Here is a 15,085-nt window from a genome sequence, read left to right as displayed (position 1 = left end):
TCACATGACACCCGGTATCGCCCTGATCATTCATGACAACATTACCCTGACACTATCCGCCGACCGGCGCTCATTTGGCGCCTGCCGTGGGAAAACAACAGCCTGACAACGGAAGTGGACGCATGCCTCACCCTTCAACGCACCGTGTATCCGTCAAGCGCGTGCTTTTCTGGACCCTGCTGGTTCTGATCGGTCTGATCGCCCTGTGGTGGTTTTTCCTGCGCGACACTCCGGACAGTGATGACAAGGCCGAATCAGGTGCGTCCATGCCACGGGCCGCCGTTGCGGCGGTCGCCGCACAGCAGGGAGACTTTCCGGTCACTCTGAACGCGCTGGGCACCGTGCGCTCGCTTTCAAGTATTGAGGTTCGCCCGCGGGTTGAGGGTCAGCTGGTCTCGGTCGACTTCAGGGAAGGCCAAAGCGTTGAAAAGGATCAGGTACTGGCGCATATCGATGATCGCACCTATCAGGCGCAGCTGGCCCAGGCCAATGCCGAACTGACCCAGAATCAGGCACAGCTGGCCACGGCGCGTGAAGACCTGAAACGCTACGAGAATCTCGCCCGCGCCAATAACGTCTCGCGCCAGGATGTCGAGACACAGCGCCAGCTGGTGCGGCAGTATCAGGGGGCCGTGGAGGCCTCGCGCGCCAGCGTGCAGGACGCGCGGGTTCAGCTGGACTACACCACGGTTCGTGCCCCGGCCGCCGGCATCATTGGCCTGCGCAACGTCGACCCGGGCAATATCGTCTCGACCGGGGATGATGACCCCATCGCCATGCTGACCTCGCTCAACCCCATTTCGGTGGTGTTTTCCCTGCCCGGCCAGTATCTCTCCCGGGTGCGCAACAGCATGCAGCAGGGCCCCATGATGGTCAGTGTCATGAATGACAGTGCGACCGACACGATCACCAGAGGCGAGCTGACCAGCATCGACAGCGCCATCAATACCGATACCGGCACGGTACGGCTGCGCGCGCGGCTGAACAACGACGACGAGCAGCTTTTCCCCAACGCTTTTGTCAACGTGGAGCTCACCCTGGCCACGCTGAAAAACGTGGTCATTGTCCCCGAAACCGCCATTCAGAACAGTGAATCCGGTAACCATGTCTATGTGGTGGATGACAAAAATACCGTGCACCAGCGCAGTGTCACCGTGGGCGCCAGTGATGACCTGCATGCCGTGATCGACTCGGGACTCAAGGTCGGCGACCGCGTCGTGGTGGATGGCGTTGATCGGCTGCGCGATGGCGCCAGCGTCAATGTGGTCAGCAACCATCTGCCGGGTGAAAGCGATGCCGGCGACGAGACACCACCGGCAGGAGAATCCACCAACGAAGGTCAGTTAAAGGCCACTGATGCGCCCGAAGACAAGGGCGATCGATCGTCATGAACCCGTCGCGTCTTTTTATTGTTCGACCGGTTGCGACATCGCTGATCATGCTGGCCATCCTGCTGGCCGGCGTCATGGCCTATCGACTATTGCCGGTGGCCTCCCTGCCAGAGGTGGATTACCCCACCATCCAGGTCACGACGCTCTACCCCGGGGCCAGCCCCGAGATCATGCTCTCCAATGTCACGTCACCGCTGGAGGATCAGCTCGGGCAGATCTCCGGCCTTGAGGACATGCGTTCCACCAGTACCGGTGGCGCCTCGCTGGTGACCCTGCGCTTTGGCCTCGACAGTGATCTGGGCGTAGCCGAGCAGGATGTTCAGGCCGCCCTCAATCAGGCCAGCAACCTGCTGCCCGATGACCTGCCCATGCCACCCAGCTACAGCAAGGTCAATCCGGCGGATGCGCCGGTCATGACCCTGGCGGTGCGCTCGAACAATCTGCCGCTGACGCGCGTTTATGATCTGGTGGATACCCGCCTGGTGCAGCGGCTTTCCCAGATCAGCGGGGTCGGACTGGTCTCGCTGTCGGGTGGCCATGAACCCGCCATTCGCATCGACGGCGATGCCCGTAAAATGGCAGCCCACGGTCTGGACATGGAGGCCGTGCGCAACGCCATTGCCGCAGCCAACGTCAATCAGCCCAAGGGGACGCTGTACGGCCCCTACCGGGCGTTGACGATCGATGCCAACGATCAGCTTACCTCTGCCGACCAGTACCGCGACCTGATCGTCAAATATGACAACGACATGCCGCTGCGCCTTCGCGATATCGCCAATGTGCATGAGGGCTCGGAAAATGCCTGGCTGACGGCCTGGGCTGACCGTGACCCGGCGCTGATCATCAGCGTTCAGCGCCAGCCCGGCGCCAATGTCACCAGCGTGGTCGATGATATCCGCCGCCAGCTGCCCGAGCTGCAGGCGAGCCTGCCTGACAGCGTGGATATTTCGGTACTCAGCGACCGCACCCAGACCATTCGCGCCTCGGTCGAGGATACCCAGTTCGAGCTGGTGCTGGCCGTGGGGCTGGTCATCCTCATCACCTTTTTGTTTCTGCGCAATATTCCGGCCACCATCATTCCGAGCCTGGCCGTGCCCATGTCATTGATCGGCACCTTTGGCGTCATGTATCTGGCAGGCTTTAGCCTTAATAACCTCACCCTGATGGCGCTGACGATTGCGACCGGCTTTGTCATTGACGATGCCATCGTGGTGCTGGAAAACATCATTCGCTATCTGGAAAAGGGCGAAAAACCCATCGATGCAGCGCTCAAGGGCGCCAAACAGATCTTTTTCACCATTATTTCGCTGACCGTCTCGCTGGTGGCAGTGCTGATCCCGCTGCTGTTCATGCAGGATGTGGTGGGACGTCTGTTCCGCGAGTTTGCCATCACCCTGGCCGTCGCCATCGTGATTTCAGCGTTCATTTCCCTGACGCTGACCCCCATGCTGTGCGCCAAAATGCTCAAGGCACGAGCGCCGAAAGACGGTGTCGATCAGGGAGATGAGGCCCGGACACACGCCGAAAGCTACGCCGGTCTTTTTGGACGACTGCTGCGCCTTTACGACCGCGGGCTTCAATGGGTGCTAAGCCATCAGCGTCTGACGCTTGCCGTGGCCGTGATCACCTTTGCCGTCACGGCACTGTTGTATCTGGCCATCCCAAAGGGGCTCTTTCCCCAGCAGGATACGGGCGCCATTCGCGGCATCAGCGAAGCCGATCAATCCATCTCCTTTGACGCCATGGCCAGGCATCAAAAGGCGCTGGCAGACATCATCCTCAAGGACCCGGCAGTGAAGAGCCTCTCCTCGACCATTGGCGTCAACGAGGACAACAGCACGCTCAACACCGGTCGATTTCAGATCAATCTCAAACCGCTGGCCGACCGGGACGGCGCTCAGGACGTCATCAAGCGCCTTGCCGAGAAAAGCCGTGCCGTGGCCGGCATGCGGCTTTATCTGCAGCCACTGCAGGACCTGACGCTGGATGACAATGTCAGCCGCTATCAGTACCAGATGTCGGTCACCAACAACGATGCCGGGCGGTTGTCACATGATGTGGATGCCCTGATCCAGCAAGTGCGCCAGTCACCGGCCATTTCCGGGGTGGCCTCGGATCTGCAGGGCCGTGGTCTGCAGCTGTATCTCGACATTGATCGCGATCGCGCCAGCCGGCTGGGCATCAGCGTCAGTGATATCGATGCCACGCTCTATAACGCCTTTGGTCAGCGGCTGATCTCGACCATCTTTACCCAGTCCAATCAGTATCGAGTGGTGATGAACGTCGATGATGAGCAGCAGCGTGGTCCCTCGGCGCTGGACCGCCTCTATCTCGAGGCCGACAGCGGTGACATGGTACCGCTGACGTCACTGGTCAGTGTCGAACAGCGCTATACCAGCCTTTCGATGTCGCGACAAAACCGTATTGCCGCCGCCAACGTCTCCTTTGACGTGGCGCCCGGCTACTCACTGTCAGAGGCCTTTGATGCCATCGACGAGGCCAGCCATCAGGCAGATCTTGACCGGGATACGCAGCTGGCCTATCAGGGCGCCGCACTCGGATTTGCCGGCTCCACGGCCAATACGCTGCTGTTGATTCTGGCCGCCGTGGTGGTGATGTATATCGTGCTGGGCGTGCTCTATGAGAGCTATATCCATCCGCTGACGATTCTCTCCACCCTGCCCTCCGCCGCCATCGGCGCGCTGCTGGCGCTGATGGTCACTGGCAACGATCTGGGTATGGTGGGCATCATTGGTATCATCCTGCTGATCGGCATCGTCAAGAAAAACGCCATCATGATGATCGACTTTGCCCTCGATGGTCAGCGCCGTCAGGGGCTTGATCCCCATGAGGCGATCTATCGGGCCGCCCTGTTGCGCTTTCGCCCCATCATGATGACCACCTTTGCCGCCCTGTTCGGTGCCATCCCCCTGATGCTCTCCAGCGGTTTTGGCTCGGAGCTGCGCCAGCCGCTGGGGCTGGCGATGGTGGGCGGCTTGCTGGTCAGTCAGCTGCTGACACTGTTTACCACGCCGGTCATCTATCTGTTCTTTGACCGTCTGGCCGGCAGGGTCACCGCTCGCGGTAACAAGGCCAGTGCCCTCGACGACACCACCGATGGGCACACCTCATGAGCCTGTCCTCGCCCTTTATTCAGCGACCCATCGCCACCTCGCTTCTGACGCTGGCGATCATTCTGGGCGGACTGCTCTCCTACGTACGTCTGCCGGTCGCACCGCTGCCTGCCGTGTCGTTCCCGACCATTCTGGTCACGGCCAGCCTCTCCGGCGCCAACCCGGAGACCATGGCCTCAACGGTGGCAACACCGCTTGAGCGCTCGCTGGGACAGATTGCCGGGATCACCCAGATGACCTCGTCAAGCTCTGAAGGCTCGACGAGCGTTGTGGTCCAGTTCGAGCTGGAAAAGGACATCAACGAGGCCGCTCGCGAAGTGCAGGCGGCGATCAACCGGGCCGAGGCGCTGCTGCCCAACGCCATGACCAGCTCGCCCAGGCTTCGAAAGCTCAACCCGGCCGACTCACCGATCATGCTGCTGTCGCTGACCAGCGCCGAGATCGACAAGGGCACGCTTTACAACCTGGCCAATCAGGACATTGCTCCGCGCATTGCCCAGGTCGACGGCGTCTCTCGCGTCAGCGTCGGTGGCAGCTCTTCTCCGGCCGTGAGGATCACGCTCAATCCGCGCAAGCTCGAAAATGCGGGCATCGGCCTTGATCAGATTCGCGACGCCATCAATGCCGCCAACAGCAATCAGCCCACCGGCTTTACCGAAGATGAGCGGTATCGCTGGAGTATTCATACCGACTCCCAGATGTTCGAGCCTCAGAACTATCGCGACCTGATCATTGCTCGGGATGGTGATCACGTCATGCGCCTGGGCGATGTTGCCAGGGTGGAAAAAAGCGTCGAGGACATCTACAACGTCGGGTTTTACAACCGCCAGCCCGCGGTGGTGATCGTGGTCAGCCCGGCCAGCGATGCCAATGTGATCGAGACCATCGATCGTATCAAGGAACGCCTGCCCGGCATCTACGACGCCCTGCCCGCCAGTGCCGACCTGCACACGGTAATGGACCGCTCTCCGGGCATCAGCGCTTCGCTGCAGGAAACCCAGATCACTCTGGTTCTGGCCGTGATTCTGGTGGTCATGGTGGTGTTTGTCTTTTTGCGCAATGCGCGCGCCACGCTGATCCCGAGTGCCGTGATTCCGGTGTCGCTGCTGGGCACCTTCATGGTGATGTATCTGCTGGGCTATTCGCTCAATACGCTGTCTCTGATGGCGCTGATCATTGCCATCGGTTTTGTGGTCGATGACGCCATTGTGGTGGTGGAAAACATCGCCAGACACATTGAAGCCGGTATGGAGGTACGCCAGGCCGCGCTGCTGGGCGCTCGCGAGGTGGGCTTTACGGTGCTGTCGATGAGTGTCTCGCTGGTGGCCGTCTTCGTGCCCCTGCTGTTTTTAGGCGGGTTTATCGGTCGGCTCTTTCACGAGTTTGCCGTAACGCTTGCCACGGCCGTCATGGTCTCGCTGCTGGTATCGCTGACCCTGACCCCGATGCTGTGTTCGCGCTGGCTGAAAGGCTCTGTCCATGCACGCTCGCCCGGTCGGCTTCAGCATCTTGTCGAGCGCAGCGGCCAGCGCATCCTGGCAGGCTATGAGCGCACGCTGGATGTGGCCCTGCGCCATCGACGCCTGACGCTTTTGTCACTGGTGGCCGTGATCGCACTCAACGGATTTTTGTATGTGCACATCGACAAGGGGTTTGTACCCGATCAGGACACGGGCCGATTGATCGGCTCAGTACGCGGTGATCAAAGCATCTCGTTTGATGCCATGTCAGCCAAACTGGACACGGCTCGCGACCGCCTGCTGGCCGATGACTCGGTTGCCAGCGTGCTGGGCTTTCTGGGCGGCAGCGGCCCGGCCGGTGGCGGCGTGAATTCGGCCACGCTTTTTGTGACGTTGAAACCGGAGCGCTCGGGCGATACCAATGCCAACGGCAATCGGCTTTCGGGGCTGATGAGCAATATCCCGGGGGTGCAGGTCTTTATGCGCGGCCTGCAGGATCTGCGCATGGGCGGGCGCTCATCCAGCAACAGCCAGTACGAGCTAACGCTTAAAAGTGATGATCTTGCGCTGCTTCGTGAGTGGTCACCGCGTGTGGCGCAGGCCATGCGGGGCATTTCCGAAATTACCGGCGTGGACAGCGACAGTCGCGATGGCGGTCAGGCCATCAAGCTGGTGGTGGATCGCGACCTGGCCGCAAGGCTGGGGCTGAGCATGCGTGATATCGACACCCTTTTGGGCAATGCCTTTGCTCAGGGGCAGATTGCCAGCGTCTATGAAGGCACCAATCAGTACTACGTGGTGCTGGAAGTTGCTCGCCAGTGGCAACGCTCGGCCAGGGCGCTGGAGATGATGCACATCATCAACGATGACGGTAGTCCCATCCCTCTGTCGGCCTTCAGCCACTATGAGCGCAGCACCAGCCCGATCAGCGTCAGCCATCAGGGCCAGTTTGCCGCCACTACGGTGTCGTTCAATCTGAGCGACGGCGTGTCGCTGTCCAGCGCCACCGATATTATCAGTGACCGGCTCGATCGCCTGCATCTACCCACGGATATCCAGGCCGATTTTGAAGGCAGCGCCGCCAGCTTCCAGAGCGGTGTGGAGGCCATGCCCTGGCTGATACTGGCAGCGCTGGTGACGGTCTACCTGGTGCTGGGCATCCTTTATGAGAGCTACATCCATCCGCTGACGATCCTGTCTACCCTGCCCTCGGGCGGTATCGGGGCCCTTCTGGCGCTGATGTGGCTGGACAAGCCCTTCACCCTGATTGCGCTGATCGGCATTATCCTGCTGATTGGCGTGGTCAAGAAAAACGCCATCATGCTGGTCGACTTTGCCCTGAACGCCGAGCGTGAACGTGGCCTTTCTGCACAGGACGCCGTTCGCGAAGCGGCCCTGGTGCGTTTTCGCCCCATCATGATGACCACACTGGCCGCCATTCTGGGCGCTTTGCCGCTGATGTTCGGCACCGATGAAAACGCCGCACTGCGCGCCCCGCTGGGCATCTCCATCGTGGGCGGTCTGATCGTCAGCCAGATCCTGACGCTCTATACCACCCCCGTGGTCTATCTCTACCTGGACCGCCTGAGACGGCGCTGACCAACGCCTTGCAGCCAACACGTCAAAGGGCCCTTCCCACCACCGGGAAGGGCCCTTTGACATCTATAGCGCCTGTCGACGTTCATGGCCCCTGTCAGCGGCCCGCGACCTTCTTGCCAAACAACGTTTAACCCTCAGGCCGCCAGTGATACGTTACCAGTGACAGCGCGTATCACAACAACAACACGCCGCCATGTCTGCCTACATAAAAATTATCAAAGGAACAGTTCATGACAAACCAAACGGATTCACGACGCCTGAAAGCACTGGCGCTCTCCCTGAGCATCTCCATGGCCATGGCGGCCACCGCCGCACAGGCCGCCCCGGTGGATCAGCAGACCATCGAGGCACTGCGCGCGCAGCTTCAACAAATGCAACAGCGTCTTGATCGACTGGAACAGCAGCAGGCCGCAGGCACTTCCGGTAGCCAACAGGAAGTCGCCAATCAGGGCGGAGACAAGAGCAATGCGGCGACAACTCCTGACCCACAGCAGTCAGAACCACGTCCTCAGCAGAATCTGGCCCAGGAAAACAGCTCGGCCATCGAGCAGATGCAGCAGACAAAATTTAGCGGCCAGCTCCAGTTTAACGGCAGCTTCAACGACTGGAGCGAGCAGAACAAGGACACTACCGGCGATCTGGATTTTGGCAAGTTCGTCCTCGCGGTCAATGGCGAAGTAGACGATCTGGAATATGATATCGAATATCGCTTCTATGACGGCTACCAGTTCCTGAAGTCAGGCTGGCTCGGCTTCAATCCGAATGACGATGACACCATCCGGGTCGGTCTGGTCCAGACGCCCTTTGGCAACATGGATTACGGCTATCAGGGCTGGTATGGCACTCTGCCCTATCTCGCCGGTTTCAACGACAACCAGAATGCCGGGATCAAGTGGGATCACCACCAGGGCCCGTGGGACACTTCGCTGGCCTTTTTCAAAAGCGATAACCTGGGCAGTGGCAACGAGCACTATGGCGCCAACGCCATCGGTGATAGTGCGCAGGGCAACAGCGAAGAGAATCAGCTCGCTGCCCGCGCCGGCTATACCTTTGATCATGGCGAGGACGGCTCGACCCAGCTGAACGTCTCGGCCAAGGGCGGGCAGCTCTACAACCAGCAGACCAATCGCAGCGGTGACAACTGGTCGGCGGCCATCGGCGTGGATGGGTCATACGGCAACTGGCGCACCATGGTTCAGGCCACGACCTATGAATATAACCCCAAGAATCCGTCGGAAGCGCAGTCCGGTATCTCTGACAACACCATCCAGATCGGCGCCTTTGGCTTTAACTATCTGATTCCGAAACGCGGTCAAATGTACACGGCCAGCGCCAGCTACAGCATGGACGTCGACTGGGGCCCCGTTGAAAACCTGTTCTTCTTCAATGACTTCAGCTATATCGATCCGTCCGATGATTTTGCCTCCATCAACGGCGGCTTTGGTGATCAGGATGATCCCATGCTCAACGATCTGGGCGTGCTGGTCACAGCCGGCCCCTACTTTGCCTGGTTTGACATCATCACCAACAAAAACGGCCTGAACTACTTTGGCTCGCCGGTTAATGATCATTGGCACACCAGCGTCCAGACTAACTTCGGCATCAACTTCTAGGGATACACCGCTTCATCAAAAAACCCCGGCCATGGCCGGGGTTTTTTGATGGCAGTCTCGATCATGTCAACGTATTGAAATGCTCAAGGCCTTCGGCAAAGCGTGTCTTGTACCGCTCAAAAAGCGCGGGGTCGCGCTTGAAGGCACGCAGCACGGCATCGGCCTGAAAGTCGACCACCTCCGGTGCCATTGCCAGCGAGTCAACGCTGGAGCGCGCGTTAAAACCGGTGCGCAGGTCGCTGTCTTCGTGGCGATACCACCGCTCAAGACCAAACGTGGTGAAAAAGGCTTCAAGCCTTGGATCCGATGTGGTGACCCGTACTGCGGTAGACTCGCCAAGCCTTGTGACCAGCCGACGTCCATGGCCGCGGCCCCGTTTTTTCTCGGGGGTGGCCAGAAGCCTGAGTGCCACCCCACGCCCTTCCACTTCAAGGGTCAAAAGCGCCACGGAACAAAGTTTTTTGCTGTCGTCAAAAAGCGCCACGATACGGGCCGATTCCTGCTCCAGCAGTCGGCTCACGCCGGCAAACTCCACCAGAGGTGCAATTCCCGCTTCCCGCCCGAATACGCTGGCACAGAGCATGGCCAGACAGGCATCCCGAGCCCGTGATTCGGTGATATATGAAATCTTCAAAGCTGCGTCTGCCCACCGTTCAAAAGGGCCATGATGCCATGCCCCTTTTACCTCTGGCTAACCTCTTGTCGATATTGATGCCCGCGCCCTCGTACGGACGCTGTTGTCACATGTCTGACACATGTTCGCCACATGATGGCTTTTCGACATAACGCTGCAACAAAGAACGTTATAAGGACAACACGGAGCACGACATGGCCAAGGGTTTCAGAGGCATTCTGGGGGTGGCAACACTGTCCACGCTGACACTGGGCACAACGCCGGCCATGGCGGCCACCGAGGTGGTCTGGTGGCATGCCATGGAGGGCAGCCTGGGAGAGAAGGTCAACGAGATTGCCGAGGGTTTCAATCGATCGCAAAGCGACTATGTGGTCAAACCGGTCTACAAGGGCACCTACAGTGAAAACCTGACATCGACCATTGCCGCCTTTCGTGCCGGCAATGCTCCCGCCATCACACAGGTCTACGAAGTAGGTACGGCCACCATGATGAACGCCCGCGGCGCGATCTATCCGGTTTATGAACTCATGGCAGACACCGGCCAGCCCTTTGACCCCGCCACGTACCTGCCGGCCGTCACCGGCTATTACAGCACCACCGATGGCCACATGCTGTCGCTGCCGTTCAACTCCTCAACACCGGTGGTCTATTACAATCGCGATCTTTTCGAAAAGGCAGGGCTGAATCCCGATGCTCCGCCGACCACCTGGGAAGAAGTGGCCGAAGCCGGCAAAAAAATCGTCGACAGCGGCGCGGCAAGCTGCGGTTTTACAACCACATGGCCGAGCTGGATTCAGCTCGAAAACTTTGCGGCGCGCCATGACATACCGTTTGCCAGCGAACAAAACGGGTTTGGCGGGCCTTCGGCGCGGTTAACCTTCAATAAAAGCGAGGCGGTGGTCAAACACGTTCAGGATCTGATCGACTGGCAAAAAAGCGGCGTGTTTGCTTATGGCGGGCGCGAGGATCAGGCCTCTCCCCGCTTTTTCTCGGGCAACTGCGCCATGTTGATGGCGTCTTCTGCCAGCTACGCCAGCGTTCGTGACAATACCAAAAATTTTGAATTCGGCGTGGCCCCTCTGCCTTGGGATCCTGACGTAATCAATCAGCCGAAGAACTCGATCATTGGCGGTGCCTCGCTATGGGTGCTCAAGGGTCAGGATGATGCGGTCTATCAGGGCGTGGCGAAATTTTTCAATTATCTCTCCTCACCGAAGGTGCAGGCCGACTGGCATCAGTTCACGGGCTATCTGCCCATTACCGACAAGGCCTATGCACTGACCCGCGAACAGCACTTCTACGACAACAATCCCGGCACCGAAATTGCCCTCAAGCAGATGACCAGCGGTACGCCGAGCGACAACTCGCGCGGGCTGCGTCTGGGCAACATGCCCCAGATTCGCGACGTCATCGAAGAAGAGCTCGAGCGGTCGCTCAATGGCGACAAGAGTGCCCAACAGGCACTTGATGACGCCGCTTCCCGTGGCAATGAACTGCTTGAGCAGTTCGAGCGCAGCGTGCGCTGATGCCCTTGCCCCGGCGGTCGTCGCATCGCCGGGGCAGATCTGCCCATTGTTGGCGCCTTTTCGGATAACCCTGCCCGTCCATGTCTATCTTTCAACGTCATCGCCTCACGCCATGGATGCTCATGGCGCCTCAGCTTGTCATCGTGCTGGTGTTCTTTTTCTGGCCGGCCATGATGGCCCTGCGACAATCCTTTTATGTGCAGGATGCCTTCGGTCTGGGCGAGACCTTCACCGGCCTTGCCAACTTCACGCGCGTGCTGACCTCCCGAAGCTACCATGAGGCGCTGTTCAATACGGCCGTGTTCAGCCTCAGTGTGGCGCTGGGGGCCATGGCCATTGCGCTGTTGCTGGCGACCATGGCCGATCGCGTCCTGCGCGCGCGGCGTGTCTACCGGACGCTATTGATCTGGCCTTACGCCGTGGCCCCCGCCGCTGCCGGCGTTTTATGGATGTTCATGTTTGACCCCACCCTGGGCGTACTGAGCCGGGCGCTGGCCGCGCTGGGCGTTCACTGGGACTTCAGGCTCAACGGCCATCAGGCCATGGCGCTGGTGATCATTGCCGCCATCTGGCAGCAGATGAGCTACAACTTCGTATTCTTTCTGGCAGGGCTTCAGGGCATTCCGGCAAGCCTTCTGGAAGCAGCAGCCATTGATGGCGCCGGTCCCTGGCGGCGTTTCTGGACCATTACCTTTCCACTGCTCTCGCCCACCAGCTTCTTTTTGCTGGTCATGAATACGATTTACGCCTTTTTTGACACCTTCGGCACCATCGACACCACCACCGGCGGCGGCCCGGGCGGCGCGACCCGCACGCTGGTCTACAAGCTCTATCAGGATGGCATTGTGGGACTCGACCTGGGCGGCTCGGCGGCACAGTCGGTGCTGTTAATGCTGATGGTCGGTCTTTTGACGCTGGTGCAGTTTCGCTATGTCGAACGGCGCGTGCAGTACCACTGAGTCTCTCTTTAACCGCATCGATACCCGTCAGGAAGTCTTGTCATGCGCTATCACCGGCCACCTCTTGATGTCGCGGCCCACATCATTCTGATCATCGGGGCACTGATCTTTATGCTGCCCGTAATTCTGGCGATACTGGCCTCGACCCAGACCCCCGGGGCCCTGTTTTCCGGGACCCTGCCGCTGTGGTTTGGCGGCAGCGGTCTTGAGCATTACCTGACGCTGCTAAGCGAGCCGGTGCGCGGCGTGGGGGTGCCGGCCTGGCAACTGATGCTCAATTCGCTATTGATGGCGCTTGGCATTGCCCTCGGCAAGCTGGTCTTCGCCATTCTTGCTGCCTATGCCCTGGTCTTTTTCCGTTTTCCGTTTCGCCGCTGCTGCTTCTGGCTGATTTTTGTCACCCTGATGCTGCCCATCGAGGTGCGGATCGTACCGACCTATGGCGTGGTCGCCGACCTTGGCCTGCTCGACAGCTATCCGGGGCTGGTGCTGCCGCTCATTGCCAGCGCCACGGCAACCTTTCTCTTTCGCCAGTTTTTCATGACGCTGCCGCCCGAACTCATGGAAGCCGCCCGGATGGATGGTGCCGGACCGTGGCGGTTTTTCATCGATATTTTGCTGCCGCTGTCCAGAACCAATATCGCCGCCCTGTTCGTCATCATGTTCATTTATGGCTGGAATCAATACCTGTGGCCGCTGGTCGCCATGAGCAGCGCCGATCACGCCACGCTGGTCATGAGTCTCAAACGACTGACGATTTCAATGGATGGCACGCCGCCCTGGCATCTGGCCACCGCCATGACGGTGCTGGCACTGCTGCCCCCGGTGGTGGTGATCGTTCTCATGCAGCGCTGGTTCATCAAGGGCCTGGTGGATACGGAGAAATAACATGGCAAGACTGGAACTCAGGCGTCTTCGAAAGCGCTACTCGGGCAGCGCTGACGTGCTTCACGACATCGATCTAAGCATCAATGATGGCGAGATGATTGTGGTGGTCGGCCCATCAGGCTGTGGCAAGTCGACGCTTTTGCGCATGGTGGCAGGGCTTGAAACGATCAGCAGCGGTGAGCTGTTCATCGACGAGGACTGCGTTAATAACCAAGAACCCGCCGAGCGCGATATCGCCATGGTGTTTCAAAACTATGCGCTCTATCCCCACATGAGCGTTTTCGATAACCTGGCCTACAGCCTTAAAAATCGCGGCACGCCAAAGGCGGAGATTGCCCGACGCGTTGAGGCCACCGCACAGCTTCTCGACATCGGCGCATTGCTTGAGCGCAAGCCCCGTCAGCTCTCGGGCGGACAGCGCCAGCGCGTGGCGATGGGGCGCGCGGTGATTCGAAAGCCGCGCGTATTTCTGTTTGATGAGCCGCTGTCCAACCTGGACGCCAGTCTGCGCGTGCAGATGCGCCAGGAAATTCGCGCCCTGCAACAACGCCTGAAGATCACCTCGCTATACGTGACCCATGACCAGACCGAAGCCATGACCATGGCCGACCGGCTGGTGGTCATGAATGCCGGACGCATCGAGCAGATCGGCACACCCATGGCGCTGTTTCGAAAACCCGCTACCCGATTTGTCGCCGGTTTTATTGGCTCTCCTGCCATGAATTTTCTGACATTCGCCGCCAGCGCCCCGCCCGACTGGCTGCAAGGCGTGCCGGCAGAGACCAATGAGCCGCTCAAGGGGGAACTGAGCGTGGGTATCCGGCCCGAGCACATCGCACTGACGCCAGCCCGGGCCGGACATCTCGAAGGTTGTATCGAACTGGTGGAACCGCTGGGCTCCGAGAGTCTGGTCCATGTCCGCATTATCGGGCATGACGCAAGGCTGGTGGTACGCCATGGCGGCATGGAGCTGCCAGAGATGGGCCAGATGACCGGTCTGGACCTTCAGGGGCCCTTTCATCTGTTTGATCGTCATGGACAACGCCTGTCGACCCGGCCCAGACTTGCCGATACCAACTGTTCCATGGAGTCCTGAGACATGCAGCTGCCTCGCTATATTGCCCACCGCGGGCTGTCCGCCCACGCGCCCGAGAATACGCTGGCCGCCATTCAGGCCGCCGCAGATGCCGGCTGTGAGTGGGTCGAGCTCGACGTTCAGTGCCTGGGCGATGGCACCCCGGTGATCTGGCATGACGCCAGTGTCGATCGCTGCAGCGACGGCAAGGGCACACTTTTGGACATGACGCGCGATCAGATCCGCCAGCTGGATGTGGGCAGCTGGTTTTCCCCGGCTTTTCGCGGTGAGCGCATGGCGCTGCTCGATGAGGCGCTATCACTGGTCAGCGCACTGGAGATGGGGCTCAATCTCGAGCTCAAGATCAATGCAGGCCATGACCCGGCAGCGCTTGCTCGCACCGTGGTCCACCGCGCCTGCCAGGTCCTGCCCCTTGATCGTCTGCTGGTCTCAAGCTTTGACCGAACCGCGCTTGAAGCCGCCCGGTCACAGAATGACGCCCTGGCGCTGGGGCTTTTATATGACGCCGTGCCGCGGCACTGGGCCAGTGATGCCGAGCGGCTTCGTCCGACCAGTGTGCATGCCGACTGGACGCAGCTTGACCAGGAACGACTTATCGAGATCCATAGTGCCGGGCTTGTCATGCTCTGCTACACGGTCAACGACCCCGAACGCTTTGCGTCCTGGTGGGATCATGGCGTCGACGGCGTGTTTACCGATGATCCCGCCCTGTTTGATGCGCGCTATCAGCGTCGAACGCGCGGCGACGGTAGCCGCAAACCGCGCTGAGAGGGGGCAAAAAGAAC

General features: G+C 59.8%; 10 protein-coding genes. 9 read left to right on the top strand and 1 reads right to left on the bottom strand.

Annotated elements, in window-relative coordinates:
- The first annotated feature begins 122 nt into the window (after window positions 1-122).
- The 4 genes from ACUN8C_RS06030 (at window position 123) to ACUN8C_RS06015 (ending at window position 9,197) form a co-directional block, all read left to right on the top strand.
- Window positions 123-1,391 carry an efflux RND transporter periplasmic adaptor subunit gene (locus ACUN8C_RS06030; RefSeq protein ID WP_445621363.1) on the top strand — a complete coding sequence of 423 codons (1,269 nt, stop codon included), beginning with the start codon at window positions 123-125 and terminating at the stop codon, window positions 1,389-1,391.
- A complete protein-coding gene (locus ACUN8C_RS06025; RefSeq protein WP_445621362.1) occupies window positions 1,388-4,525 on the top strand; it encodes a multidrug efflux RND transporter permease subunit in 3,138 nt (1,045 codons plus the stop codon). Before ACUN8C_RS06030 ends, ACUN8C_RS06025 begins: the two co-directional genes overlap by 4 nt.
- On the top strand, window positions 4,522-7,584 hold the full coding sequence (locus tag ACUN8C_RS06020; protein WP_445621361.1) for an efflux RND transporter permease subunit: 3,063 nt from the start codon (window positions 4,522-4,524) through the stop codon (window positions 7,582-7,584). Before ACUN8C_RS06025 ends, ACUN8C_RS06020 begins: the two co-directional genes overlap by 4 nt.
- Window positions 7,585-7,814: 230 nt before the next feature.
- The gene (locus ACUN8C_RS06015) at window positions 7,815-9,197 is read left to right on the top strand and encodes a hypothetical protein (RefSeq protein ID WP_445621360.1); all 1,383 of its coding nucleotides are present in this window, start codon (window positions 7,815-7,817) and stop codon (window positions 9,195-9,197) included.
- A gap of 61 nt (window positions 9,198-9,258) precedes the next feature.
- Here ACUN8C_RS06015 and ACUN8C_RS06010 read toward each other — a convergent pair whose 3' ends face one another.
- The gene (locus ACUN8C_RS06010) at window positions 9,259-9,831 is read right to left on the bottom strand and encodes a hypothetical protein (protein ID WP_445621359.1); all 573 of its coding nucleotides are present in this window, start codon (window positions 9,829-9,831) and stop codon (window positions 9,259-9,261) included.
- A gap of 194 nt (window positions 9,832-10,025) precedes the next feature.
- On the opposite strand from ACUN8C_RS06010, the gene ugpB reads away from it, so the two are divergent.
- From ugpB to ACUN8C_RS05985, 5 genes are all read left to right on the top strand, one after another.
- Window positions 10,026-11,357 carry a sn-glycerol-3-phosphate ABC transporter substrate-binding protein UgpB gene (gene ugpB, locus ACUN8C_RS06005; RefSeq protein WP_445621358.1) on the top strand — a complete coding sequence of 444 codons (1,332 nt, stop codon included), beginning with the start codon at window positions 10,026-10,028 and terminating at the stop codon, window positions 11,355-11,357.
- Window positions 11,358-11,437: 80 nt separating this feature from the next.
- Window positions 11,438-12,316, top strand: coding sequence for a sn-glycerol-3-phosphate ABC transporter permease UgpA (gene ugpA, locus ACUN8C_RS06000; RefSeq protein WP_445621357.1), 879 nt, complete (start codon window positions 11,438-11,440; stop codon window positions 12,314-12,316).
- A gap of 42 nt (window positions 12,317-12,358) precedes the next feature.
- The gene (ugpE, locus tag ACUN8C_RS05995; RefSeq protein ID WP_445621356.1) at window positions 12,359-13,204 is read left to right on the top strand and encodes a sn-glycerol-3-phosphate ABC transporter permease UgpE; all 846 of its coding nucleotides are present in this window, start codon (window positions 12,359-12,361) and stop codon (window positions 13,202-13,204) included.
- Between the two features lies 1 nt (window position 13,205).
- On the top strand, window positions 13,206-14,300 hold the full coding sequence (locus ACUN8C_RS05990; RefSeq protein WP_445621355.1) for an ABC transporter ATP-binding protein: 1,095 nt from the start codon (window positions 13,206-13,208) through the stop codon (window positions 14,298-14,300).
- Window positions 14,301-14,303: 3 nt separating this feature from the next.
- Window positions 14,304-15,068 carry a glycerophosphodiester phosphodiesterase family protein gene (locus ACUN8C_RS05985; RefSeq protein WP_445621354.1) on the top strand — a complete coding sequence of 255 codons (765 nt, stop codon included), beginning with the start codon at window positions 14,304-14,306 and terminating at the stop codon, window positions 15,066-15,068.
- The last annotated feature ends 17 nt before the right edge of the window (window positions 15,069-15,085 follow it).

It is taken from the genome of Kushneria sp. Sum13, assembly GCF_052692355.1.
The sequence above is the reverse complement of the archived record's forward strand: the minus strand, read 5'-3'. Positions and strand labels throughout refer to the sequence as shown.